Here is a 24,125-nt window from a genome sequence, read left to right as displayed (position 1 = left end):
GATCCAGTTTAAAGATATGCTCATTCTATTTTGTCTGTATATATGTACAGATACAATAGTTTAAAAAAGTTTTTCTTGCTGGATGCACTTCTGCTCATAACTCTAAAACTCTACATAAAGCGAAATTTTATATATGACTAATAATGGCCTGAATGCATTGCTTTTGAAGCCCTCTAAAAGCAATCACATGTTATCCACATTTTTTCAATGTTTAAAAAACATTCATTCAGCTAAGTTTTGCCTAGATAACTAAAAAAATGCCTTTAAACTTGCCAAGCGCCTCAACAAACATAGGATTTGGGCGTATTTAATTGGATTTATTGGTAGGCAGAAAGTCTTACTTTAAAAGTGGGATTTTATTTCTTCATAGTAATCAACATGGTTATCCACAATTTTGGTGGATAACTGAATTGAGCCTTTGAGCCAAAAGGCCTAGTAAAAAGTAAAGTACTTTTTTTAAAAAAAATCTTTAGTTAATCCTATTTTCTTGTTGACACCTATCAACCTGATCGCTAATATTCACGGCGCTTTAGAGCAATTCCCCCTTAGTTCAGTTGGTAGAACGGCGGACTGTTAATCCGTATGTCGCAGGTTCGAGTCCCGCAGGGGGAGCCAAATTTAGAAAAGACGCCAAAAGGCGTCTTTTTTCGTTTTATCCTATACGTATTGTTACTGCCAAATATCTTCATATCCAGACTACGTATATCGATTTTCCACTACAGCACCATCAGTTCAATAGATGTTATTTAAGCACTGTAATGGCAAAATAGAACATGCCGCGTTAATACTTTTTCCTTCTGTAACCCCTCTGTCGTCTCTCTGAATCGACTATATCGCTTTTCTAAACCGCTCAAGTGCAATCCCATACCAGAATGTGCGCCGAATTTTTCTAAAAATGCTCGTTACTAGTAAGTAATGTCACATTGACTTTAAAGATATAAATTCAATTTAAACAATAAGATAAGATGACAAAATAAAAAAAATGTAAAAAATCATGCTTGATGTTTTTTCTGCGTGATTCCGCGTAATTCCTTTCTGTTTTTAGGCTCAAGGCTCTAACTTAGTCGCCACTTTCACCATAGCGTGAAACAAAAAATCGATAACAACAGAGTTAGCTACTTGTTAGCTTTAGATACTTAGGGAAATACATAATGCAAAACAAAACAGTAAAACTTTTCGCTTTAGGTGCATTGGCAGCAACAACAACGTTTGGTGCAAGTGCAGAAAATACATATGACTATTTTGTCGGTTTTGATGCTGGTACTCATATTAGTGGTAAGTACAAAGGTGAAAACAATGCGGGTAGAAGTGATTCTATAGACACAGATCCTTCTGCAATTATCGGCCTAAGTGGCGGTGCTATTATTAACGATCACCATAGAGTTAAATTCGGGATTGCATACGACGCTCTAACATTAGATGATGACTCGGATGATGATACTGCTGACCGCACTGACCTAACAGCCAGCTATGATTATATGTTGCCAGTAGCTAACAAGCTAAACTGGACTGTGGGCGCACATATGGGTTACGAGATCTTTGAAAGCGATGCAGATTACCTTGATGGCTTCACCTATGGTGTTCAAACTGGTCTAGATTATAGACTGACTAAAAACTGGAGCCTAGGCACTGAGGTAGCTTATACAGTGCATCAAGAACAAGACCTTGATTCAGGCTATGCCACAGTTCAGATCGAAGACGATGTAACAGTTATGGCTAACGTTCAATACCACTTCTAATTGAACCTAAACACTGTCCTTATCACTCCCGGCATTTGCCGGGAGTTTTTTATCTCAGTACAGAATTTGTACTACGCGTCAACATGACAGCGCCTCTAGGCCCTTCCAACATGACGATATTTTCATCCTGAAAAACCAACACATTGTTTGTTTTCCCAGATAGAAACAGCGATGTATAACTAACCGCGTGATATCCATCGATCACTTTTGACGTTTGAATAGGCTCGGTTGAATAGGACAGCTGAAGCGCTCCATCATTGAATAGTGTGACTTCATCATTGAATAGTGTGACTTCACCATTGACCGCAAACAATGCCACACCCTCAAGCCCATCACCTTCAACAGAAATTGTTGACTCAAGGTGTTCTTGATCGAGGTTAACCTCAATTCTCTCTCTCCACTGGCCATTGGCCTCTGAATACCCCTGAATACTAGCAGTATAACGTCCTTCGATTAACAATCGTTGACTACTAAAGTATAACGAACTGACATAAATAAACAGAGAAGCAATAAAAATACCTACCCAAAACTTGAGGCTCTTCATTTCTCCAACTCCTTTGCTATCTTGGGAAGCATTACTTCTTCTACAAAGTAATTTTCACTGCGATGAGTTATTTTGTCGTGAACGGATATATTGTAGCGCCCATTGTTAAAACCAAAAAAATACAAACACCCACACTGAGAACTCTTAATCATCTCTAACACTTGTGGAGGTATTTCAACATCATGTCTGTGAAGAACCTTCTTACCATCGAGGTTGAGAAGTTCATATGCTGGGTTAAGATAAGAAATTAGCCGAGTGTTAGTCACCTTAGTAAACTCCAGTGATGAAGCGATAAGCAACGTAGCACTGGCTACGCCAAGCACTAATTTGGCCCATGTTGTGGGTTGCCATTTGTTATTTTGGGGTTCTGGATGTGAAGTATCCTCTGCTTCTGTCACCCGTTCAGCGCAATTACACGAGAGCATATACCCAACTCCCACCACAGTTTTTAATTCAACAGAATTGGAGATAGCAATCACCAAGCGGATCTTCTGAATCGACTTTTGCAAGGAAGAGTCCGTCACTATGGTGTCTGGCCAACCTGCCGACTTAAGCGCTTCTTTTCCCAATACCTGATTGGCATTATCTAACAATGCTTTCAGTAATAAACATTCGTTGTAGTTAAGAGAACGGCTATGGTGCGTGGTGCTCACCGTCATTTTTTCTACGTCAAATATCAAATCGTCACATGTGTACTGGCTAGTCACGTTTATCCTTGTTTCGATGCAAAAATGGTCTCAAGTTATCCTCCCACAAAGCACTTCAACATCCATATTGGTCAATCTGAACTGCTGATTGTGGGCCACCTATCATAAAGAGACAGGTAAATTGTCTAAACTCAAGACCTTATATATGACAATAAAATAACATTGCTTAAAGCTTAGCGCAGGTTAATATAAATAAACTTATCAAAAAGTAAAAAACCGTGTTGCCTGCACACGGTTTTTTCTATTTCTGTTGGTATTGCCATCAAGCGTATTTTTCAGCCGCTTTTTGAGGTTTTGCTGAAGAGGATTTATCACGTTTTTTCACGCTATCTAAAGGCACAACTTCTTCCGTTTTGATATTCTTTGAGCTACCTAAAAACACGCCCCCTTTCTCAATCGTAAACTCGGTCGCTGACACTTCTCCCTCTAGATAACCATGTTCAAGTATTTGTAAACTCTTAGAGTACACTTTACCGACAAAGCGGCCGTTAACAATTAGGCAATCACAACGAATTGAGCCTTCTACCAAGCCAGATGCACTTATGGTCACGCACTTATCTGTCTCTATGTTACCCTTGATTTGACCATCTATCTGGATGTGACAAGTAAGCTTGAGTTGTCCTTCGATAAAGGTGCCCTCTGCGATGACAGTCTGAGAGCCGTGGCCATTTGATTCTCTATTCTGTTTACTAAGTAATCCCATTGTACATCCTCGTTTGATTCAAACATTGCATCGAAGTTATTCATTTTCCACTTGGTAAAAGGCAAAGGATCTAAAGAGCGCCCTACCAAACGAATCTCATAGTGAAGGTGATAGCCCGTTGATAACCCTGAGTTCCCCGTTAAGCCAATTAATTGGCCCTTTTTTACATAATCGCCACGCTTGACCTTAAAGGCACTCAAATGCGAATACGAAGAGGCAAAACCGAAAGAGTGAGTCACACGAAGAAAATTTCCCGACCCTTTATTACTCTTTCTGACCACTTCGATTACGCCATCCGCAGGCGCATAAATTGGCGTACCCACATTGACCGCATAATCAATGCCGTGATGCATCGCTTTTTTCTTGGACACGGGATGAAGACGGTACCCGTAATGCGATGAAAGGTAGCCTGTTTTAACTGGGGGCCCATTGGGTACCAATTGCATCATTTGGTGACGAACAGCAGTGGACAACGCGACACTGTCTACTCTGTCTCTTAGGTTAAAAGAGTCATCAGATAGAGCTAAAGTTGACTCAATCTCGCTCAACTTATCCGCTACATAGCTAAGGTCTTGCTGCTTCCTTTGCAAATGAATCTCAAGCTCGTCTTGAGAAGCATGAGAGCGACTCAATGCATTTTCCAGAGATTGCGCTTGATGAATCAACTTGGTTTTCTCTTGGTTTGATTCGGATACATCACCCACAAGTAGCGAAATGGCAGTAACTAAGCCAGCAATAACCATCATAAAAAGTACAAGTCCGTACTTAACAGCCGCCACTGTCCGCCGAGAAAAATAGAAAAAGCGCGTTCCTTTTTGACTCGGAACAATAACTGTAAAATGAGTAGGCTGCATAACATCCTCTATCGCAACGTACCATCACTGGGTTTTATCACCTTGGATTGATTTGTTACTCTACCAATACTGGTCTTTAGAAAAAGTGTATTGTTTAGAAATCTGAATCTGCATTCCAGAGACTCAAACACTGTTTAATCTCGAATGGGGAAGTGCCGCCTTTCTGTTATCTAAACCTCTAGCACTTTTCGGGCAGCAAGATTATTCACCATTTCTTCAAGGATCAGCTCTTCGTTTTTCTGCGCCACTAGCCTTTGCTCACGTTGCCAGTCATCTAACTTGCTCTCAAGACCTTTAACTTTAAGGTGTTTTTTCTCAAGTAAACCTTTTAATGAATGGTATTGAGCATGCATGAGTTGGAGTTCATGCTTTTGATGGTCAATCATCTTGCTTAACATTCCTTCCACTCGACATTGGTTGAGTAGCGTCTCCCGATGAAAGCCGGAATGAATTCCCCCTTGGGAACGAGTTTGCTTCTTCAAGTCTTGCAACTGCTCTATCTGCAAAAATGTTTGGTCAGTTTGCTGGCGAAGTGTGTCAAGTTGCACTGACATAGCATCGCGCTGCTTCTGCGTTAATGCGCAAAATCTACTTATCGCCCTTTGCTTTGGTTGCATGTACTTCCCCTATGGTGATTGAAAAATCTGCGCCAACTCTGCCAAGCTATCTGTAAACCCAGCCGAAGAGTCATATTCTTGCTTGAGGTAGGCCGTGAGTCTTGGCTGCAAAGCAACAAAGCTGTCTAACTTAAGGTCCTGACCCGGCTGGTAACCGCCCAGTGGAATCAGGTCTTTTACTTCAAGATAACCTGAGTAGGCTTGTCTAAACTCACTCGCTAACGCTAAATGCTTTTTGGCAACACACGACGCCATACATCGGCTAATGGAAGCACCAATATCGATTGCGGGATAATGTCCCTGCTCTGCCAATTTTCTCGATAAAACGACATGGCCATCTAAGATCGCTCGCGCTGAGTCAACCACAGGATCTTGTTGATCATCTCCTGCCGCAAGAATGGTATAAATCGCAGTTAAGCTACCTGCTTGGTTTTCTCCATTCCCAGAACGTTCAAGCAACTGAGGTAAAGCGTTAAAAACAGAAGGTGGGTAGCCTCGAGTCGCCGGAGGCTCACCCAATGACAAAGCAATCTCTCGCTGCGCCATCGCATAGCGAGTGAGAGAATCCATCATCAACAGCACATCCTTACCCTTGTCACGATAATATTCGGCAACTCGATGGCACAATAATGTCGCTCTGAGTCGCATTAGCGGTGAGTCATCTGCTGGGGCTGCAATAACAATGGCTTTGCTGCGAGCCTCTATGCTTAGGTTAGTTTCAATAAACTCTCGCACTTCACGCCCGCGCTCACCTATCAAGCCAACCACTACAACATCGGCAGCGGTATTTTTAGCCATCATTCCGAGCAGCACACTTTTGCCAACACCACTACCCGCCATTAAGCCAATCCTTTGACCTTTACCGACAGTGAGTAATCCATTGATCGCTCGCACGCCTATATCCAAGGGAGAATCAACGGGGCGACGTTTGAGCGGATTAACCACCTTAGACTCTAAGGAAACCCGATCGCCACCGCGCAACACTGGGCCATCATCCAATGCCTCGCCTAAACCATTAACTACGCGTCCTAGCCAATGATCCCCTAATTCAACAGTACTGTCGCCATCCAATGGGATCACTTTTGCTCCAGCAAATAAGCCACCAAGACGGCGTATCGGCATTAAAAAAGCAATGGCATGGTCAAAACCAACCACCTGCGCTTCTATCATATCGCCATCGGATGTTTCCACTAGGCAGCGCTGCTCAAGCTTGAAGCGGCAGCCTACTGCTTGCAGCATGTTGCCTGTGACCTTGACTAATCTCCCCGTCACTCTCGCTACAGGAATCGAGTCAAGCGACGCTATCGCTTCATTAGTACGCTCACAGAGTAATTCAAATGCTTGTGTGTTAGTCATGAGCCTCGTCGCTTACTTGAGTCACCTCATCAAGCAAATGTTGCTTAACATTATCCATACAAGCTTGCAGCCTTGAGTCACAACTTGCGTCAGCTTCTGCCTCCTCGGTCACTAGATGGCATCCTCCCGGTTGCAGATCGGGATTTGCCACCAATTTCCATTCTTTAGCAAGTTCTGAATTAATATCTTCAAGTCGTTCTAAGTCTTGTGGATTAAGATGAACCGTGACCTTTTCTGTCTTGCCTGGCATCGCTTCAAGGGTTTCATCCACTAAGGACAAAATCTGCTGCGGCATGAGGGTTAGCTCTGCGCGAATCACTTGTTGAGCCACTTTTTGCACCAGTTCACAAATAACATGCCTTTGCTGCTGCTCTCGTTCCGCCTGCCAATGGGACAATGACTGGTAGATTGCATTTACAGGCTTAGTAGCCTCAACAAATGCTTGCTTTCCCGATTGTTCTCCCGAGACAAAACCTTGCTGAAACCCTTCCTTTTGTCCTTCAAGTAAACCCTGCTGCTGCCCTTGACTTACCCCCTGACGAAGCCCTTCTTCATGCCCTTGCTCAAGACCAGTTTGAAAACCTTCTTGCAGCTTTTGCTGAAGCTCAGCTTGCGGATCTTGCCATTGGTCATCGAGAGCGAAACTATCATCAACCTCTACAGGCTTTGCCAGTGGCGGGAAACGATGAATGCGGTAATCGGTCGCCGGCCCATCAAAAAATTCAGATTTGGTTAGTGACATGGCTTACTCCACTCTGGGCTCATCATAAAGAACCAGCTCTATCTCATCAGCTTCATCCAATTCACGCACCATTTGCATGATGTCATACCTTGCTCGCTCTACACGGCTCAATGGTACGGCTCCTCGAACTTCCATATCATCTTCCAACGCCTTAACCATACGCTGTGGCATGGCGCTTTTAATTGCTAGCTGAAGCTGGATCTCGGCTCCTTTTAGCGCTAGTGACCAAAGCTCCATAGGCACTTGCTGCACGAGGCGATCCATTGTTTCTTCGGGTTGGCGACCTAATACCACAAAATCAAACATATTCTGCTCGATCTCACTGACGACTTCTTCATCATGCAGTTTGAGCATTTCCATCAGTGATCCTCTGTCACCCTCAAATCTATTTATAATGTCAGCCACTTGTTTGACTCCCGATAATGGAGCGCTTTGACTAACAGAAACTTGCTCAATACAGCGTTCAATCAAGTCATTGAGATCACTTGCCACTTGGTGGTCAATGTCTTGCATTTGGGCAATGCGAAATAACAACTCATCATGTTCATCTTCCGGCATACACTTCAAAACAGCGGATGAGCTTTCTGCTGGTAAGTAAGCAAGAAAGATGGCTTGCATTTGAGGGTGTTCTTTGGCGATAAACCTTGCTAACACATCAGATTCAACCCATTGCAATCTTTGCATGTTGTTACTGATTTCATCACCGTAGAGCGTATTGAGTAGTCCTTTCGCTAAATCGTTGCCCAAGGCTTTGCGCAAGGTTTTAGATAAATACTCTTTCGACGCTCCTCTAATGCCACTGTGTTGACGAAAGTCATCGAAGAAGCTTTGAATAGCACCATTAGCGCTATCACTTTTGATACCACTTAACTTGGCCATGGCCTTGGTAACTCGCTGAGTTTCATCTCGAGTGAAATGGCGTAGTACCTTAGCGGCAGCATCTTCCCCCATTCCCAATAAGACAAGAGCGGTTTGTTCAACGTAGCTAAGCATTGGCTTTTGCTTTAATTCTGCTGTGTTCATTTACATTCACCCATTGTTTTAATACTTCAGCGACTCGTTCAGGTTCTTCATTAGCAATCAGTTGTAGATGTTTGAGCTGAATTTCTAACGGTGAGCCCGCCGGCGGTAACATGTCGTGTCCCATATCCAATCCAGATGACACGGAAATACCTTTTTCAGACAGTTTTCGATTGAGCACTTCTTCTCTTTCCCTTTCCTCTCGGGTTTGTATATCGTCAAATACGGTGTCTTGCTGCGGGTCCGCAAACTCTAGCTCTCGCGAGTTAAGATCAGAACCAGTTAAGTGAAGAATCAAAGGACGTAAGACAAAGAAAATCATTGCCATACCCAACATACCGCCAATCACATATCTCATTGGTTGCTGTACTGTGGGATCTTGCCACCAAGGGATACTTGGCGGAGCTTCAATGGCTAAAGGAGTAAAACCAAAGCTCATTAAACTTAGCGTGTCACCTCTATCCGCGGAGATACCTATTGCATCAGTCACCATAGTGGATATTTGTGCTTTCTCTTCGTCAGTCCAAGCTTGCCCATTGGGAGCAACGGCTTGATTGAGCAACACTGACACACTCAACTTATTTATCTTACCTTGTTGATACTGGGTACGGCGCACGCTACTGCCCACTGCGTACTGACGGTTTATTTCTGATCGCGCGTTCGTGTTTTGGCTATCATGGGTTGGAGCTTCACCGGTTACAGGGGGCTGGTTACTCAGAGTTCCCGGAACACCCAAAGCAATTTGGTCAATCGAGTTGTTTGTGATGGTGTGTTCATTGCGCACGATTGGACTATCATCAAGAATTTCCTGTGTTTCTTCGACCTGACTAAAGTCCATATCAGCAGCAACTTGAACACGGAAATTACTCGGCCCAACAATAGGAGTCAGCATATCCGATGCGCGTTGGATAATCTGCTTCTCAACATTACGTTGATACTCTAAATACTTAGCATTCACTTTTCCCGCTTCGGCAGAACCAACATCTGCACTGAGTAAACGACCATACTGGTCAATCACTGATACTTGCTCTGGTTTCATTGCAGTGACACTGCCCACAACCAAGTTAATAATGGCTTCAACTTGTTCTGGTTTTAAGTCCTCCCCGGGTTTAAGTTCCAACATAACTGAGGCAGAAGGCGCTTCGCTATTTTGTCTGACAAATAACGTTTGGCGAGGTATAGCCAGATGAACTCGAGCATTGGATACTGCATTGAGCGAGATAATGGTACGAATCAACTCTCCTTCAAGACCATGACGATAGCGCGCTGTTTCCATAAACTGACTGGTTCCGAGTGAGCTATCTTCTTTAAGCGAGTCTAGGCCTGTTGGTAGCTTGGCCTTAACACCCTTAGCTGCTAATAACATCCTAATCCTAGCAACCTCTCCTTCCGGTACTAGTACTTGACCATTTTGTTCTTGTAGTCGGTAATTGATCCCTTCAGATTCAAGTACAGAAACGATCTCTCCAGTATCAAACCTTTCTTGTTGACTGTATAAAGGGCGGTAGCTTTGTGTTGAACTCCAAAGCGCCACCACAATTATCGCGGCAACAATGGCTGCTAGCACCGCTGACAAGACTAAATTTCGTTGGCTGTTAGACCAAAGCTGCTTTAGTTTATCCGTAAAATCTTGAATCCCTCTTTGCGAAGAGGAATCAGCACTCGTTACATCAAGTGCTGCGCCACTGGCGACTTGTGTGGTTAATTCTGACATGGGCTACACCGGCATCTTCATGATGTCTTCAAATGAGGTCACAACCTTGTTACGAACTTGCATCAAGGAATCGAAGGACAAACTCGCTTTTTGACTGGCTATCATAGCGCCAACCAGATCGTCACTTTGGCCTGTTTCAACCGCAGTCATCTTCTTACTGGCGAGTGATTGATACTGATTCACAGAATCAAGAACATTCACCATGGCATCGGAAAATGACAGAGACGATGTGATATTATGCGTATCAAGAGGATTCGCTGAGATAGCAGGTTGAGGCTGAATAATGGATTGCATCGCTTCCATTTTGGACAACATCAACTGCTCTGCGCTTATCGCATTGTGGATAGGGTGACTTGCCATTCGTTTTCCTCCTTTAAGCAGCCGAGCCAAGGGCTGACTGTAAATCAATGCCTTGTTCACGCATTGCGGCTAATTTGTATCGTAATGCGCGCGTGGTTACACCAAGCGCATTTGCTGTTTTAGTGCGATTTCCGCCAAAATGGCGCAATTGTTCAAGAATGTACTGATACTCTGCTTGCTTTTTAATTTCGACATGCCCCATGCTTTGTGGAGATGCCGCTTGCGGTGCTGAGGAAAGTAACTCCATCGGTAACATAAGATCCTGCGCAGTAATATAATCACCATGGCGCATAACAAGCGCTCGTTGAATGACGTTTTCTAATTCACGAATGTTGCCTGGCCAGTTGTACTGGCACAAAGCGGTTCTGGCATCGTGAGAAAGGTGGCATTGACTACCATCCTGATACTTATTGATAAAAAATTGACTGATGGGCAAGATATCTTCGCTTCGTTCCCTAAGCGGAGGCCAATGCAGAGGCAAAACATCTAAACGATAATAAAGGTCTTCACGAAACTGACCACTTTTCACTTCTTCACGCAGATCTTTGTTGGTTGCAGCAATGACTCTGATATCAAGCTTGACGGCTTTATGGCTTCCGACACGCTCAACCTCCCGCTCTTGAAGTACGCGCAATAATTTAGCTTGTACTGATGGTGACATCTCACCAATTTCATCAAGGAAAATAGTGCCCTGTTCCGCCTCTTCAAACTTACCGCTTTGCGACTGAGTTGCCCCCGTGAAGGCACCTTTGACATGGCCAAACAAAACTGCCTCAAGCATCGACTCTGGAATAGCTGCGCAATTGACCGCAACAAAAGGTCCATCTACCCGAGGTGAGTGCTGGTGAACATATCGCGCCAAAACTTCTTTTCCAGTACCAGACTCCCCAGTGATTAAAACACTGGCTTTAGTACAGGCTGCTCTGTGTGCAAGTTGAAGAACTTGCTTACTGCGCCAAGATTCAGCCACAAGGTTTGCTATCGGTTTACCTACCACTTCAATGCGGCGAAGTAAGCTGATCAGTTGGCAACTTTCAAACGGTCGTAATAGATAATCGGTCGCACCAGCTTTCATGGTTTCTGCAGCAAGTAGCCCTTGGTTTTGCTCGACAATCGCAATAGCAACACCTGCTCCTAGCTGTTTGTTGTGACAATGAACGAATTCACGCACACACATATCTGGTAAATTTGAACTCACCAAGGTAATGGCAGTAACGGGTTCAAGTAATGCACTGCGGCCTGTGCGAACATGAGTCACTCGATATCCAGACTGATCGAGTACTTTTATGATCGGCTGTGCGAATTCATCCTTGGGCTCGACTAACAAAATACTTGTGCTTGTCATCTTTAAGCCTCTTCCATGTCGTTAATTATTTGAGTTTGTTTGGGAACCACTTTTTCATCATGTCGGACTAACCTAACGGTCACACGACGATTCTTCGCTTGTCCTTCTAATGTGTCATTATTCGAGACAGGGTAACGAACACCATGTGATCGTATTTGTATCTTTGTCTTCGAGATACCGTCATTTAAAAGAGCGTTAGCGACTGCATTTGCTCTTCGCTCAGATAAAGATAAATTGCTTAAGTCTGAGCCTGTATTGTCGCTGTATCCATCGATAAGAATGCGGGTAACACCATCATCTGCTTTAAGGTAGGTAGAGAAGGCATATATGGTCTTTTGCTGTATATCATTAAGAGTATGGCTTCCCTTAGAAAAAGAGAAAGTAAGGTCTCTTGCTGTTGCATAGGACATTAGGGGGAGTTTGGATAGACAACGCTGAAACTGGGTGAGCGGCTTTTGAATACGAGTTGTAGGCAGTAATAATGATTGAAGTTCGGAAGCTTGTTTTCCGCTGAAACTGAATTTAATCCAGCTACCTTGCTTTATATTATCTAAAAGAAGGTTTATATCTTGATTAAATGTTAACCTTCCATCTGTAATTGGCACATGATGGCCAATGCCCTTAGATTTATTATTGTCATTCCAAGGCTCAGGAGTACTATATAGTTTTCCATATTTCCAACGATAATTATTTCCTTCGAAATTAACTTTTAAATTGGTCTTACCTATTTCCTCTGAGCGGAAAGAAAACTTCCCATAGGAAGGGTTAGAAAAAATTAAACTACACTTTAAGCTACTCCCTTTATAAATCCAATTTACTTCATCCATTGGAACTTCCTGCTCAAAATTCGCTAGAGCGGACGAACAGTAGAAAATAATAAGAAATAGATATTTTTTTTTGACATCGATATTCATAACTATTCTTTAAGGACCATTTAATTAGTGAGGCATTTAATTTTGGCAACTATTTAGTATGAGCGACTGTATAAGCCATAAGGTTTAACCTCTAAGTTCAATAACTTAAACATTTGTTCATTTATGCGTCAATTATGTAACAAATCAATAAAAACCCTTTAAAACCAATTGCATAGAAACATTCATTATGCATCAAGAATCAGATTAAGACATTCATCATTTGCATATATTGCAAACTACCCTTTTTTATTTTTAATGAGAAGATGTGAATTAGGAATTAAAATCAACATATGGAGTAAAATCACAAATTTTATAAACAAGACTTATTTACAACAAAAAAATGTATGTAGATTACTATAAATTGATGTAGAAAATTATATAACCACTTTGTCAGAACATGGTAAAATATAAATGGAACGATTAAGAAATACTTCTATTCCAGATTTTCAAACATTAGGTATTGAATCCTTAGGAAAGCCAATTCACATTATTCGAGATAAGTTGGATAGCCTAATATCAAACTCGTGCAATATTTTAACCTATGAACTTCAGAACTGGCTAAAATCATATAACATCAAATGTAATATAAATGTTGTTTCACTTCACACCTTCTCCGCAGATGAAATGAAAAAATCATTAATAAGTACATTTAAGCATCAATCAGGCGGTAGAATATTCACCTATATCGACAGTCCAACATTAATTAAACTTGCTGATAGTTTCTATGCCACAAAAGTAGAAAGGAGCTGTAGCGAGCTAAGTAACAGCGACCTACGTCTCCAAGAAAAAGTCGGGACTATTATCGGAAGTTGGTTAGCACCACAGAAAATGTGGACTCGATGCGAATTTGAACCAACCCAAGGTACGGGGCTTTATGCCACCATCAATATCACCTTCGACGACCATCACGGCAGTATTCATATCAAACTTGATGAAGCACTTGTCGATACTTTGACTCAAGAGTTAGATTTGCAACCTAAGGAGTCCATGTATCTTCCTTTTTGCCAATCTCTAGAGTCCACACCAGTAAAACTCACCGCTTTACTGTGTCAAAAACGCATGCCCCTTAGTGAGCTTTTGTCGCTAAAACCTACAGATATATTACCCGTTGAATTGTTATCTTCGGTTCCTGTCAGTATTGGGCAACAGCATTTATTCAACGGCACTGTAGCGGACAATGACGGTCAACTTGTTTTAATTCTTAACCATGATAAGGAATCTTTGTAATGAGCGAGTCAACGGATATCCCAGCCTTTAATGCTGATGAATTGGACTTCGACGATTTTCAACTAGAGGAAACACCCAACGAAGACTTAGAGTTCACCACCCACACTCCAGAGCGTGACTTAAGTTTCTTTAAAAATATCCCTGTCACAGTCACATTGGAGGTCGCCAGTAGAGATATTGCTCTTGGTGAGCTGATGAAAGCTGGCTCAGGAAGTGTTATTGAGCTTGATAAACTCAACGGAGAGCCGCTTGATGTCAAAGTCAATGGATCATTAATGGGGCATGCTGAAGTAGTCGTAGTAAACGAAAAGTATGGCCTAAGACTTATTGATGTTGTCGATTCAGCCCTTACCTCTGCGATTCAGTAAAGGCTTATACAAAAATGACTAAATCTTCTTCTTTGATGAGGTGGATAACGCCTATTGGTTGGTTAACTCTCTTCATTGGTTTCCCTTGTGCTGCCAGTGAATCTGGCTTAACCATCCTATCTGTTACAGATGGTGCATCACAGCAAGAATACAGCGTTAAATTGCAAATTCTGCTTTTGATGACTGCGCTAAGTTTTCTGCCTGCCTTTATTCTTATGGCCACCAGCTTCACCCGCATCATAGTCGTGCTGGCTATTCTTCGTCAGGCACTTGGCCTACAGCAGAGCCCACCCAATAGGGTGTTAGTGGGTATTGCTCTGGCACTTTCTTTGCTGATCATGCGACCTGTTTGGACCGATATCTACCAAAATGCTTTCCAACCTTACGATAACGGTCAGATATCTTTAGTCGAAGCCTTTTCAATAGCAGAAAAGCCTGTAAGACATTTCATGCTCTCTCAAACGCAGCAAAACTCTTTAGAGCAAATGATGCGTATTGCTAATGAACCTATAGACTCAAAAGTTGAAGATATTTCACTGGCCATCATTCTTCCAGCCTTTGTGATCAGTGAACTCAAAACTGCGTTTCAAATTGGCTTCATGCTGTTTATTCCTTTCTTAATCATTGACCTGGTTGTAGCGAGCGTCTTGATGGCAATGGGGATGATGATGCTGTCACCACTGATTATTTCTTTACCCTTTAAATTGGTTGTTTTTGTCTTAGTCGACGGATGGGCCATGACAGTGGGTACCCTATCGGCCAGTTTCGGTTAGCAAGGAGACATAATGACACCAGAAATGACCGTTACTCTGTTTTCCAATGCCGTGTGGCTAATCATCCTAATGGTTGCAGTATTAGTTTTACCTGGACTGATTGTCGGGCTAGGCATTGCTATTTTTCAGGCTGCCACACAAATAAACGAGCAAACTCTAAGCTTTTTACCCCGCTTACTGATCACTCTTCTTATGGTGATATTCGCAGGTCACTGGATGCTGAGAAAAATCATGGAACTGTTTGACTACTTGTTCCATAACATCCCAGGAATGATCGGCTAATGGATATTACCTTTGCAGATATTTCACGCACGATTGGTCAGTTTTGGTGGCCGTTCTTTCGAGTGGGTACAGTATTTATCTCAATGCCCTTCTTTGGTGATGCTCTGATACCTGTCTGGGTTCGCAGCCTATTGGCGCTATCGATTGTGGTGGTTGCTGCCCCTCTAATGCCTGCAATGCCAGCGGTTGACCTTTTTTCATTCACATCGCTTTATTTAGCCTTTGAGCAAGCAATTTGGGGACTGTTTTTTGGCCTAATTCTCCATTTACTCTTTAGTATTTTTACCACTCTAGGCCAAACTATTTCAATGCAAATGGGGCTAGGTATGGCCATTATGAACGATCCTGTCAATGGCATGTCTGTCGCCATTCTTGGTCGTTTGTTCTTAATCTTTAGTACCTTGTTGTTTCTCTCTTTAGAGGGACACCTTGTTGTTATTGATGTTCTTATTCAGAGCTTTACCCTATGGCCAGTTGGCTCTGGGCTGACATCTGCTTCACTCAAAGGCGTAGTTAATATTTTTGGTTGGATGTTTGCTTCAGCACTCGCTCTCGCTATCCCTGCGATTGTTTCCATGTTACTGGCAAACATCAGCTTTGGCGTTATGAATCGAGCAGCGCCCTCCCTTAACGTCTACGCTCTGGGCTTTCCTATGACTATGCTGTTGGGCTTATTCAGCGTATTGATCTCCATATCCGGCGTTCCAAGTCGTTACACTATTTTGGTTAACGATACATTGCGCTTCCTAAACCAGTATATGATGGGGGGCGGATGAGCGAATCTTCTTCTCAAGATAAAACTGAAAAGGCCTCACCACAAAAGATTAAAAAAGCTCGTGAACAAGGCCAAGTTCCTAGAGCGAAAGAGTTTACGACCGCCGCGCTATTTCTGGTTGTTGCTGTATACTTTGACAGCCAAATCTCTGTGATCTGGGACAATATCGCCGGTATCTTTCGTTTTAATATGTCCCTGACAAGGCAAGATTTAGAAAATCCAATGCAAATGATCGAGCATCTTGGACATAGCCTCGGCGTGATCATTGCTTTACTCCTTCCCCTATTTATCGTCATTATTCTAGCAACATTAGCCAGTACCATGGTGCTTGGAGGCTGGATGTTTCGAATGGCCAATACGCTACCAAAACTGAGTAAGTTGAACCCTATTACGGGAATCAAAAGAATGTTTTCGAGCCGTTCCTTGGTTGAGCTTATCAAGTCATTTATTAAAGTTTTGGTTATTTTCTCTATTCTCTATGCCTATTTGAGTAATCACCTTCAGCCTCTGCTTGGTATGCAAAGGCTGCCTCTTACACAAGGAGTCGTTAATGTCATGCAAATCTTATTCGACGGCTTATTATTGATGGGACTCGCTCTTCTCATATTTGGTGTGATCGATATTCCTTATCAAAAGTGGGAGCATGGAAAAGAGCTCAAAATGACCAAACAAGAGCTAAAAGAAGAATTTAAAAATAACGAGGGTCGACCTGAAGTCAAGCAGCGCATCCGTCAAATTCAACAGCAATTTGCTCGCCGAAAGATAGACAAAATGGTGCCTGACGCTGATGTCGTGATCACTAACCCTACTCATTATGCTGTGGCGATCAAATATGATTTAAGCCGCTCAGATGCCCCCTTCGTTGTAGCAAAAGGTATCGATGAAACAGCAATGCATATCCAAAGGGTGGCTCGCGATAACCAAGTTGAAATCATCAATGCGCCGCCCTTAACTCGCGCCATTTACCACACTACAGCGATAGAACAAGCAATACCAAGTCAGTTATACGTTGCCATTGCTCATATTCTTACTTACGTGATGCAACTTAAAGCATTCAAAACGGGCAAAGGTGAAAAGCCGATGCCTTTACCTTATTTAGCAATTCCTAAGCACTTACAACATTGATCATCCGTTATTAACCCAAGGACACCCGCTCATGCTCAATCGGATAGCGCAGATACAAAACTCCACCAAAGGCTATGTCGGCATACCGCTGGTCTTACTCATGATATTGGCGATGGTTATCCTCCCTCTCCCACCATTGTTACTTGATGCCTTATTTACCTTTAACATTGTGCTCGCCATTTTGGTTTTATTAGTAAGTACGACAGCCAAGCGGCCGTTGGACTTTTCAATTTTCCCAACTATTTTGCTAGTCGCCACACTACTCAGGCTCACACTCAACGTTGCTTCTACTCGTGTGGTATTACTTGAAGGCCATAATGGTGGTGATGCTGCTGGTAAGGTCATTCAAGCTTTTGGTGAAGTTGTCATTGGCGGTAACTATGTGGTGGGTATGGTCATTTTTGTCATTTTGATGATCATTAACTTTGTCGTCATTACCAAAGGGGGAGAACGCATTTCAGAAGTGTCAGCCCGCTTTACTCTTGATGCCTTACCCGGCAAACAAATGGCGATAGATGCGGATCTCAATGCAGGACTGATTGATCAACAAGGCGCTCGTCGACGCCGACAAGAAGTCGCCAATGAAGCCGATTTTCATGGTTCTATGGATGGCGCATCAAAATTTGTACGGGGTGATGCGATTGCTGGTCTATTGATCTTATTCATCAATATTATTGGCGGTATCAGCATTGGTGTTTTTGAACATGGGCTTGCCGCCTCTGAAGCATTTAAAACCTATGCCCTGCTGACCATTGGTGACGGGCTAGTCGCACAAATACCCTCTCTGTTGCTTGCAACCGCTGCTGCAATCATAGTGACTCGCATTAATGATAGTGATAACGCGCTATCAGACACTATGCAAAAACAATTGTTAGCCTCTCCTAAAACACTATTTACAGTCGCGGCCGTTATGCTCATTATAGGCATGGTACCCGGCATGCCACACCTAGCTTTCTTTAGCTTCGCGGCGGCATTAGCTTTTGCGGGTTGGCGACAAAACAAAGCTGCTTTTTACGATCCCGAGCTTGAGCAAGTTGAAGTCATGACTCAAGCAATGCAGCAAGATGAAACACCGCTGAGTTGGGATGACATTCCGCACGTACACACACTTTCTCTCTCTCTTGGCTATCGTTTGGTTCACTTAGTCAATAAAGATCAAGGCGCACCACTCACCCAAAGAATAAGAGGCGTAAGACGTAACCTTTCAGAGCAAGTTGGCTTTTTACTGCCTGAGGTTCGCATCCGTGACAATTTAAGCCTTAAGCCAAATCAATATACTATCGCTCTAAATGGGGAAGTAATTGAGCAAGGTTTGATCGAACCTCAGCGCTTAATGGCGATTGCCGTAGGAGAAACCTATGGTGAAGTAGATGGCATTCTTGGCAGCGATCCCGCCTATCAATTACCTGCAGTGTGGATCGAACACAGTGATAAAGCCAAAGCACTAAATATGGGTTATCAAGTCGTTGATGACGCAACAGTCATTGCAACCCATATTAGTAAGGTCATTAAAACTCATCTCTCAGAGCTGTTTAATCACGATGATGTTGATGCCATGATGCAAAGGCTCACCCAACAAGCCCCCAAACTAGCTGAAGCTCTGGGTGCAGCGTTAAATCCAGCTCAGCAACTTAAAGTATTTCGCCAGTTACTGCTTGACCAAGTGCCTCTGCAAGACATTAGAACCATCGCCAACACTATGCTTGAGTCATCAGAAAAAACCAAAGATCCGATATTACTGGCCGCGGATGTTCGCTGTGCATTAAGGCGAACTTTAGTCAATCTCATTGCAGGAACCAGCGATGAGCTAAAGGTCTATACCTTATCAGATGAATTGGAACAGATGCTGATGACTTCACTACAGCAAGCACAGTCTAACGGCAGTGTGAATCTAGATAGCTTTCCGGTTGAGCCAAACATTCTTGGGCAGTTTCAGCAAAACTTACCTTTGATTAAACAGCAACTAAAGCAGCAAGGGCTAGCACCTATTTTACTTGTCATGCCACAGCTGCGCCCATTGCTTGCCAGGTATGCACGTACTTTTTCAGCAGGTCTGGCCGTTTTATCTTACAACGAAATTCCCGAAACTAAGCAAATTAATATCGTCGGAAACTTAGGGTAACCGAAATAATCGATTGATTCTCAACCTCCATTAATTGGTCCGAATGGGTCAATTAATGGAATGAATATCACTAAAAACGTCTAATAATCATCAATTTTAATCGAAAGTTAAATTTTTTATTAATTTCAAACAAGCAGCGTCCGCCTCTTGTTAGTGACCAGGGGAAATCCTGAAGCCAACATCTGAGTATTGTTACCAACCAAGGAGACCAAGATGGCTTTATCAATGCACACTAACTACGCTTCACTTGTTACGCAAAACACGCTAAGCAGCACAAACGATCTATTGACGACTGCTATGGAGCGCCTAAGTACAGGTATGCGTATTAACTCTGCATCTGACGATGCAGCTGGCCTAACTATCGCTAACAAACTTGAAGCACAAACTCGTGGTATGTCTGTTGCCATGCGTAACTCTCAAGATGCCATTTCTATGCTTCAAACTGCAGACGGTGCTCTAGAAGAGTTGACTAACATTGCATACCGCATGAAAGACCTTGCAACTCAAGGTGCGAACGGCACAAACGGTACAACTGAGCTTGCTGCGCTAAACGCAGAGTACCAAGAGCTTGAAAAAGAAGCTGTACGTATTATGGGGGAAACAACCTATGGCGCAGGTCAAAAGCTACTAGCTGGTGGTAAACTCGCTGGAGCAATTGATTTCCAAATCGGCGCATCGGGCAGTGAGAAGCTCACCGTTGATGTATCTGCTGCACTAGGCGGCATCGGCTTTACGTCAACTGGTGACCTTACTTCTAATGCTGACTCTAACGCTGAAATCGCTACTGTTGATGGTTTATTCGACCAAATCAACACTGTGCGTTCATCACTAGGTGCAAATATCAACCGCCTTGAGCACACAATCAACAACCTAGCGAATATCTCTGAGAACACAGCTGCGGCGAAAGGTCGTATTACTGACGCAGACTTTGCTGTTGAGTCTTCTAACATGACAAAGAACCAGATGCTGATGCAAGCAGGTACAACTGTACTTTCTCAAACTAATCAGCTACCTGGAATGGCAATGTCTCTACTTCGTTAATAGACATCCATACCCTTCTAATATTTACTCCGTAAACTTGTTACTCCGCATTCTATCATACCCGTTGAATGCCTCAGGTAACTTTGCCCTCAAGCCAAGCTTGAGGGCTTTTTTACATTCTTACAGGCAATAAAGTCTCTTCAGTTTATTTTCTGTTTTAGGGTGCAGTATTCGTTATTATCTTCACATACCAACGAAGCCTTAGCACCCAATATCAGTGGATGATTTTCTCTGCCATGGCCTATCGCTGGATAGTAATAAACCGGCTTGTTGAATTTTTTAGCAAACTCAGCAATCACAGTTTTAAAAATGAGTCTGTCAGCATCATCGGCTTCTAGAGGAAAATACTGGCCAAACACAATACCGCTAACGTTAAAATCATTCAAAAACAGTAACTGCTGAAGCGACCTATCAAGCTGGCGATAAGACACGCCCACATCCTCTAGAAACAAAATTTTTCCGTTAAAATCTGGAGAAAATCGAGTGCCAATAGTTGCTGCAACAAGTGTGTGATTTCCACCAATTAATACTCCCTCCACGGGAGTCATCTCTGCAGCTTGGTTCATTGGTAGTAGTTGGTCATAATCAATGCCATCTCTGACAATTCGACCAATATTTGGTAAAGGCTCCAAATCATTGATACGAAGCTTGGGCTCATCAGAAGTAACTTGCTGCGTATCGAACACATTGGTGTTGAAACTGGCTACAACACCATGCACAGAATTCCAGCCCAATTTCTCATTTAAGTAATTATGAATCGCAGTGACATCACTGAAACCAACAATTATTTTGGGTTTTGCTTTGACTAGTTGGCTATGTGCTTGCTCTAAATATGGGAGAAGATTCATTGCCCCTCCTCCACCTTTTACGAACCAAACCACGTCAATATCGTCATCAAGTAAGGCATCGATTAAATGTTTTGCTCTCGATTTATCACTAGCAACATAGCCAAAATCTGAGACAAATTGATTTAAGTACTTTGTAGAAACTTGGTAGTGACATTCTGTCAATGATTCTTTAATTTTATCTACTTTTTGGACATTATATTTAGACGACACTGAGACTAAAGCTACTTTTTTGTAATCGGCGGAAAATGAAGGGGATGAGCTAATAAAAAAAACTAATAATACTAAAATTACTCTATACACTTACAAACCTCGTTACTATTTATGTTCTATGTTTTATTTAACTCTTTACCAAATCCATTATTTTTAGTTTTATAAACTTGCTATTATTAATGGATTACTTAGCCAAGTAACCAGCCACAATCTTAGTAATGGCGGAACATCAACAGGGTTAAGTGCAGACCAAAATATAGCTTATTCATTGTTTTTTATCATTTTAACAAGGATAAGAGAAAAGAAAGCCATCAAATTACTATATCAATAGTGAACAATAACTCAGGTAAACACCTGATATTTAGAGTAGAAAAAGTCATTTATATAGAGCAAGATTTACAGATATTTATTCATCATTTAGCTTTGCTTAATTAGATCTTTTATTCTAGTTTATTGCACGACGCAATTATGATTTAACTTTAGGTTAAAAATAAAACAAAACCTTTGCATAAAGTTAATCTGATTAACACTTTCCACTTAAATAGGAAACAATGATGGCAATAAAAAAATTTGGTCACATCAATATAGTTGTTGAGGATATTGATGAGGCATCAAAATACTATTGCTCACTGCTTAAAGGTACACCCGTTCAACGCTTCGATCATTTCAAAAATGAAGGCTTCGCAAAGTCTGCTGGATTTATGGATAACCACGATAAAGTCGATGTTTCAATCGAGTTCATCGAGATAGATCAAAGCGGCATATTTATCGAGTTAATGCAATATCACTACCCTGATACAGGGGCAAACGCTATAAACACAGATAAACAAGCACACCAAATTGGCGGTGTTGGACATATATGCCTCAAAGTAGAGGGGATTGATGAAGAATTTAGCCGCATAAAAGCAATCAGTGACGCCCAATTGATCAGTGGTCATAAGGACTATCAACCATTTGTCATCTCTCCAATTAGCAAAGATGACTTCTACTTCTTCAACCCAGAGCACGAAAGTAATAGCCAAATGAAAGACGAGGTTGTCGAGGTCATAGGTGGTATAAGGTACTTCTACTTTATCGACAAATATGGCATCCAATGGGAGTTTGAAGAAGGCCATACTGATATCGGTTAAAGCCTTTTAGACACTCACGACCAAAAACACTAAGCGCTACTTTCCAAGTAGCGCTTTTTCGTAGCCGACCCAGTCCACACTCACTTCTCCTATCAATTATCACCTAGATAAACTCTAGCGATTTACTTTTGAACAACCCAAAAATGTCATATTGACTCAACATATCATTATGACACATGAAGAAGGTGTCATAATGACTCCAGGCATTGTAAAAAACCACCTATTTTCAGTAAATTAGAACATGGCATGAAACATGTAAGTTAACTATCAGAATAGGAGACTTTGCTATGAACTTTGAACATAAACATTATCAACCTAATAGTATTTCAGAAAAGATTGCGCTGCTGGTAACCAAGCTGCTTAAAAAGACATTAAACCTTTTCTACGGCGGTAAGTATGCTCGACGAGCTATGTTACTTGAAACTATTGCAGCCGTTCCCGGTATGGTCGCTGGTGTATTTAATCACCTCAAAGCACTGCGCAGAATGAAGGACGATGGTGGTTGGATAAAAGAGCTACTTGACGAAGCTGATAACGAGCGAATGCATCTGATGATATTTTTACGCATTACTCAACCATCAATCTTAGAACGTGCATTAGTGATGTTGATACAGTTCTTCTTCGTTTTAGTGTACGGCGTCATTTACCTTCTCTCTTCAAAAACCGCACACCGTATTGTTGGTTATTTTGAAGAAGAAGCCTGTAACAGCTACAGCGAATTTATCGAAAAGGTATTGGACGGCACAGTTGAAAACTCTCCCGCACCAGAGATCGCTGCTCGCTATTACCAGTTGGGTGAAAACGCAATGTTGTTAGATGTATTGGAGTGCATCCGACAAGACGAGGCCAAGCATCGAGATAAAAACCATGATATTGCCGATGCCTATAAATTTCAGGACCTTCCAGATCACCAAAGCTAAAAAGTATTGGAGGTATTATGTCAGTAAACAATCACCATATTGATGAAGCTGAATTTGGACTTTCCGTTGGTATTTCACACTTGATGACAGAAAAAGGCGAGCTTTTTTACTCCTCTATACCTGCTCAGAGTATTGAAAAACATTGGCAGGACTGCGCCGCGCAATACCCTGAGCCAATAAGCTCGCTAAAGATGCAAGCTCTTAAACCAAATAGGTGCGCATCATGGTTATCCGTCTTAGCTAAAAAGTTATTTTCATAAACTGATGTAATAGGCATTCCCTTCTGAGATAGCCAAGTATAGTTTTTAGTTATTCACTAGAGCCATGCTTTATATGTTTAAGGCCTAACTCACATCGTTAGGCCTTAAAGATGGAGTAAGAGATCTATGGTATTCAGTAGTTTATACTGCTTCACGCTCGTCTTGGGTTGACCACCACCCCATAAGGCCAAGCTTTGTAAGAGTAACGGCAAATATACCTATGGTCATTACCATGGTACCCATAGCAATATGCTCTTGTATCGCAGGTAAGATAAAGAAAAGCATCTCTGGGACAAACACGCACATAGCCAGCACCAAACAGTCCATCAACAAATGAAAGCGTGTCGATACTTTTATCCCTTTACCAATCAAAAAAAAGTAAGCTGGCGGTAAACCCCATCTAATCATTTCCTTTTAAATTCGGTATTG

At 42.2% G+C, this 24,125-nt stretch carries 26 protein-coding genes and 1 tRNA gene; 13 read left to right on the top strand and 14 right to left on the bottom strand.

The features are described 5' to 3' along the window. The first annotated feature begins 539 nt into the window (after positions 1 to 539). Positions 540 to 615: transfer RNA gene (locus AAFM34_RS04985), tRNA-Asn, on the top strand. A 536-nt stretch (positions 616 to 1,151) separates the two neighbouring features. Then, on the top strand, positions 1,152 to 1,739 hold the full coding sequence (locus tag AAFM34_RS04980; RefSeq protein ID WP_341660598.1) for an outer membrane beta-barrel protein: 588 nt from the start codon (positions 1,152 to 1,154) through the stop codon (positions 1,737 to 1,739). Positions 1,740 to 1,788: 49 nt separating this feature from the next. Here the strand turns inward: AAFM34_RS04980 and AAFM34_RS04975 are convergent, their stop codons facing one another. From AAFM34_RS04975 to AAFM34_RS04920, 12 genes are all read right to left on the bottom strand, one after another. Beyond that, positions 1,789 to 2,283: a hypothetical protein gene (locus tag AAFM34_RS04975; protein WP_341660596.1), complete on the bottom strand. Its 495-nt coding sequence runs from the start codon at positions 2,281 to 2,283 to the stop codon at positions 1,789 to 1,791. Continuing rightward, entirely contained in the window at positions 2,280 to 2,990 is a 711-nt protein-coding gene (locus AAFM34_RS04970) for a winged helix-turn-helix domain-containing protein (RefSeq protein ID WP_341660594.1), read from the bottom strand. Before AAFM34_RS04970 ends, AAFM34_RS04975 begins: the two co-directional genes overlap by 4 nt. Before the next feature lie 262 nt (positions 2,991 to 3,252). Continuing rightward, complete coding sequence (locus AAFM34_RS04965) at positions 3,253 to 3,693, bottom strand: polymer-forming cytoskeletal protein (protein ID WP_341660592.1); 441 nt, start codon at positions 3,691 to 3,693, stop codon at positions 3,253 to 3,255. Then, positions 3,579 to 4,547, bottom strand: a complete 969-nt coding sequence (locus tag AAFM34_RS04960) for a M23 family metallopeptidase (protein ID WP_341660590.1) — start codon at positions 4,545 to 4,547, stop codon at positions 3,579 to 3,581. The genes AAFM34_RS04965 and AAFM34_RS04960 overlap by 115 nt, the downstream gene beginning before the upstream one ends. Positions 4,548 to 4,717: 170 nt before the next feature. Then, a complete protein-coding gene (locus tag AAFM34_RS04955; protein ID WP_341660588.1) occupies positions 4,718 to 5,164 on the bottom strand; it encodes a flagellar export protein FliJ in 447 nt (148 codons plus the stop codon). 9 nt (positions 5,165 to 5,173) lie between these two features. Next, positions 5,174 to 6,520: a FliI/YscN family ATPase gene (locus AAFM34_RS04950; protein ID WP_341660586.1), complete on the bottom strand. Its 1,347-nt coding sequence runs from the start codon at positions 6,518 to 6,520 to the stop codon at positions 5,174 to 5,176. Beyond that, positions 6,513 to 7,262 (bottom strand): flagellar assembly protein FliH, encoded by a 750-nt coding sequence (fliH, locus tag AAFM34_RS04945; protein ID WP_341660584.1) that lies wholly within the window; start codon positions 7,260 to 7,262, stop codon positions 6,513 to 6,515. The genes AAFM34_RS04950 and fliH overlap by 8 nt, the downstream gene beginning before the upstream one ends. A gap of 3 nt (positions 7,263 to 7,265) precedes the next feature. Then, entirely contained in the window at positions 7,266 to 8,285 is a 1,020-nt protein-coding gene (locus tag AAFM34_RS04940; protein WP_341660582.1) for a flagellar motor switch protein FliG, read from the bottom strand. Then, positions 8,248 to 9,996, bottom strand: coding sequence for a flagellar basal-body MS-ring/collar protein FliF (gene fliF, locus AAFM34_RS04935; protein ID WP_341660580.1), 1,749 nt, complete (start codon positions 9,994 to 9,996; stop codon positions 8,248 to 8,250). Before fliF ends, AAFM34_RS04940 begins: the two co-directional genes overlap by 38 nt. 3 nt (positions 9,997 to 9,999) lie before the next feature. Then, complete coding sequence (fliE, locus tag AAFM34_RS04930; RefSeq protein ID WP_341660578.1) at positions 10,000 to 10,356, bottom strand: flagellar hook-basal body complex protein FliE; 357 nt, start codon at positions 10,354 to 10,356, stop codon at positions 10,000 to 10,002. 13 nt (positions 10,357 to 10,369) lie between these two features. Further along, entirely contained in the window at positions 10,370 to 11,701 is a 1,332-nt protein-coding gene (locus tag AAFM34_RS04925; protein WP_341660576.1) for a sigma-54 dependent transcriptional regulator, read from the bottom strand. Positions 11,702 to 11,703: 2 nt separating this feature from the next. Continuing rightward, entirely contained in the window at positions 11,704 to 12,528 is an 825-nt protein-coding gene (locus tag AAFM34_RS04920) for an OmpA family protein (RefSeq protein ID WP_341660574.1), read from the bottom strand. 498 nt (positions 12,529 to 13,026) lie between these two features. Between AAFM34_RS04920 and AAFM34_RS04915 the strand changes: the two genes are divergently transcribed. The 8 genes from AAFM34_RS04915 to lafA all read left to right on the top strand — a co-directional run bounded on the left by AAFM34_RS04915 (position 13,027) and on the right by lafA (position 20,328). Further along, positions 13,027 to 13,842, top strand: a complete 816-nt coding sequence (locus AAFM34_RS04915; protein WP_341660572.1) for a FliM/FliN family flagellar motor switch protein — start codon at positions 13,027 to 13,029, stop codon at positions 13,840 to 13,842. Then, entirely contained in the window at positions 13,842 to 14,210 is a 369-nt protein-coding gene (gene fliN, locus AAFM34_RS04910; RefSeq protein WP_341660570.1) for a flagellar motor switch protein FliN, read from the top strand. The genes AAFM34_RS04915 and fliN overlap by 1 nt, the downstream gene beginning before the upstream one ends. 14 nt (positions 14,211 to 14,224) lie before the next feature. Beyond that, positions 14,225 to 14,983, top strand: coding sequence for a flagellar type III secretion system pore protein FliP (gene fliP / locus AAFM34_RS04905; protein ID WP_371833250.1), 759 nt, complete (start codon positions 14,225 to 14,227; stop codon positions 14,981 to 14,983). A 12-nt stretch (positions 14,984 to 14,995) separates the two neighbouring features. Further along, positions 14,996 to 15,265 carry a flagellar biosynthesis protein FliQ gene (gene fliQ / locus AAFM34_RS04900; RefSeq protein WP_341660568.1) on the top strand — a complete coding sequence of 90 codons (270 nt, stop codon included), beginning with the start codon at positions 14,996 to 14,998 and terminating at the stop codon, positions 15,263 to 15,265. Further along, positions 15,265 to 16,041: a flagellar biosynthetic protein FliR gene (gene fliR / locus AAFM34_RS04895; RefSeq protein ID WP_341660566.1), complete on the top strand. Its 777-nt coding sequence runs from the start codon at positions 15,265 to 15,267 to the stop codon at positions 16,039 to 16,041. The genes fliQ and fliR overlap by 1 nt, the downstream gene beginning before the upstream one ends. Continuing rightward, positions 16,038 to 17,165 carry a flagellar biosynthesis protein FlhB gene (flhB, locus tag AAFM34_RS04890; protein WP_341660564.1) on the top strand — a complete coding sequence of 376 codons (1,128 nt, stop codon included), beginning with the start codon at positions 16,038 to 16,040 and terminating at the stop codon, positions 17,163 to 17,165. Before fliR ends, flhB begins: the two co-directional genes overlap by 4 nt. A 31-nt stretch (positions 17,166 to 17,196) precedes the next feature. After that, entirely contained in the window at positions 17,197 to 19,287 is a 2,091-nt protein-coding gene (gene flhA / locus AAFM34_RS04885) for a flagellar biosynthesis protein FlhA (RefSeq protein WP_341660562.1), read from the top strand. A 213-nt stretch (positions 19,288 to 19,500) separates the two neighbouring features. Beyond that, positions 19,501 to 20,328: a lateral flagellin LafA gene (gene lafA / locus AAFM34_RS04880; RefSeq protein WP_341660560.1), complete on the top strand. Its 828-nt coding sequence runs from the start codon at positions 19,501 to 19,503 to the stop codon at positions 20,326 to 20,328. Positions 20,329 to 20,468: 140 nt separating this feature from the next. On the opposite strand, the gene AAFM34_RS04875 is transcribed toward lafA, so the two are convergent. After that, positions 20,469 to 21,476 carry an LD-carboxypeptidase gene (locus AAFM34_RS04875; RefSeq protein ID WP_341660558.1) on the bottom strand — a complete coding sequence of 336 codons (1,008 nt, stop codon included), beginning with the start codon at positions 21,474 to 21,476 and terminating at the stop codon, positions 20,469 to 20,471. 464 nt (positions 21,477 to 21,940) lie between these two features. Here AAFM34_RS04875 and AAFM34_RS04870 point away from each other — a divergent pair, with 464 nt between their 5' ends. From AAFM34_RS04870 to AAFM34_RS04860, 3 genes are all read left to right on the top strand, one after another. After that, a complete protein-coding gene (locus tag AAFM34_RS04870; protein WP_341660556.1) occupies positions 21,941 to 22,516 on the top strand; it encodes a VOC family protein in 576 nt (191 codons plus the stop codon). A 287-nt stretch (positions 22,517 to 22,803) separates the two neighbouring features. Further along, positions 22,804 to 23,436, top strand: coding sequence for an alternative oxidase (locus tag AAFM34_RS04865; protein WP_341660554.1), 633 nt, complete (start codon positions 22,804 to 22,806; stop codon positions 23,434 to 23,436). Between the two features lie 17 nt (positions 23,437 to 23,453). Next, positions 23,454 to 23,696, top strand: coding sequence for a hypothetical protein (locus AAFM34_RS04860; protein WP_341660552.1), 243 nt, complete (start codon positions 23,454 to 23,456; stop codon positions 23,694 to 23,696). Between the two features lie 141 nt (positions 23,697 to 23,837). Here the strand turns inward: AAFM34_RS04860 and AAFM34_RS04855 are convergent, their stop codons facing one another. Then, on the bottom strand, positions 23,838 to 24,104 hold the full coding sequence (locus AAFM34_RS04855; RefSeq protein ID WP_341660550.1) for a hypothetical protein: 267 nt from the start codon (positions 24,102 to 24,104) through the stop codon (positions 23,838 to 23,840). Between the last annotated feature and the right edge of the window lie 21 nt (positions 24,105 to 24,125).

The sequence above is a fragment of the Vibrio sp. genome (assembly GCF_038138445.1).
Lineage (GTDB): Bacteria > Pseudomonadota > Gammaproteobacteria > Enterobacterales > Vibrionaceae > Vibrio.
This window is presented reverse-complemented; position numbering and strand designations above follow the sequence as displayed.

Bases quoted from the DNA above. Each gene is read 5' to 3' on its own strand.
- AAFM34_RS04980 (WP_341660598.1), top strand. From the start codon at position 1,152: ATGCAAAACAAAACAGTAAAACTTTTCGCTTTAGGTGCATTGGCAGCA.
- AAFM34_RS04975 (WP_341660596.1), bottom strand. From the start codon at position 2,283: ATGAAGAGCCTCAAGTTTTGGGTAGGTATTTTTATTGCTTCTCTGTTT.
- AAFM34_RS04965 (WP_341660592.1), bottom strand. From the start codon at position 3,693: ATGGGATTACTTAGTAAACAGAATAGAGAATCAAATGGCCACGGCTCT.
- AAFM34_RS04960 (WP_341660590.1), bottom strand. From the start codon at position 4,547: ATGCAGCCTACTCATTTTACAGTTATTGTTCCGAGTCAAAAAGGAACG.
- AAFM34_RS04955 (WP_341660588.1), bottom strand. From the start codon at position 5,164: ATGCAACCAAAGCAAAGGGCGATAAGTAGATTTTGCGCATTAACGCAG.
- AAFM34_RS04950 (WP_341660586.1), bottom strand. From the start codon at position 6,520: ATGACTAACACACAAGCATTTGAATTACTCTGTGAGCGTACTAATGAA.
- fliH (WP_341660584.1), bottom strand. From the start codon at position 7,262: ATGTCACTAACCAAATCTGAATTTTTTGATGGGCCGGCGACCGATTAC.
- AAFM34_RS04940 (WP_341660582.1), bottom strand. From the start codon at position 8,285: ATGAACACAGCAGAATTAAAGCAAAAGCCAATGCTTAGCTACGTTGAA.
- fliF (WP_341660580.1), bottom strand. From the start codon at position 9,996: ATGTCAGAATTAACCACACAAGTCGCCAGTGGCGCAGCACTTGATGTA.
- fliE (WP_341660578.1), bottom strand. From the start codon at position 10,356: ATGGCAAGTCACCCTATCCACAATGCGATAAGCGCAGAGCAGTTGATG.
- AAFM34_RS04925 (WP_341660576.1), bottom strand. From the start codon at position 11,701: ATGACAAGCACAAGTATTTTGTTAGTCGAGCCCAAGGATGAATTCGCA.
- AAFM34_RS04920 (WP_341660574.1), bottom strand. From the start codon at position 12,528: ATGGATGAAGTAAATTGGATTTATAAAGGGAGTAGCTTAAAGTGTAGT.
- AAFM34_RS04915 (WP_341660572.1), top strand. From the start codon at position 13,027: ATGGAACGATTAAGAAATACTTCTATTCCAGATTTTCAAACATTAGGT.
- fliN (WP_341660570.1), top strand. From the start codon at position 13,842: ATGAGCGAGTCAACGGATATCCCAGCCTTTAATGCTGATGAATTGGAC.
- fliP (WP_371833250.1), top strand. From the start codon at position 14,225: ATGACTAAATCTTCTTCTTTGATGAGGTGGATAACGCCTATTGGTTGG.
- fliQ (WP_341660568.1), top strand. From the start codon at position 14,996: ATGACACCAGAAATGACCGTTACTCTGTTTTCCAATGCCGTGTGGCTA.
- fliR (WP_341660566.1), top strand. From the start codon at position 15,265: ATGGATATTACCTTTGCAGATATTTCACGCACGATTGGTCAGTTTTGG.
- flhB (WP_341660564.1), top strand. From the start codon at position 16,038: ATGAGCGAATCTTCTTCTCAAGATAAAACTGAAAAGGCCTCACCACAA.
- flhA (WP_341660562.1), top strand. From the start codon at position 17,197: ATGCTCAATCGGATAGCGCAGATACAAAACTCCACCAAAGGCTATGTC.
- lafA (WP_341660560.1), top strand. From the start codon at position 19,501: ATGGCTTTATCAATGCACACTAACTACGCTTCACTTGTTACGCAAAAC.
- AAFM34_RS04870 (WP_341660556.1), top strand. From the start codon at position 21,941: ATGGCAATAAAAAAATTTGGTCACATCAATATAGTTGTTGAGGATATT.
- AAFM34_RS04865 (WP_341660554.1), top strand. From the start codon at position 22,804: ATGAACTTTGAACATAAACATTATCAACCTAATAGTATTTCAGAAAAG.
- AAFM34_RS04860 (WP_341660552.1), top strand. From the start codon at position 23,454: ATGTCAGTAAACAATCACCATATTGATGAAGCTGAATTTGGACTTTCC.
- AAFM34_RS04855 (WP_341660550.1), bottom strand. From the start codon at position 24,104: ATGATTAGATGGGGTTTACCGCCAGCTTACTTTTTTTTGATTGGTAAA.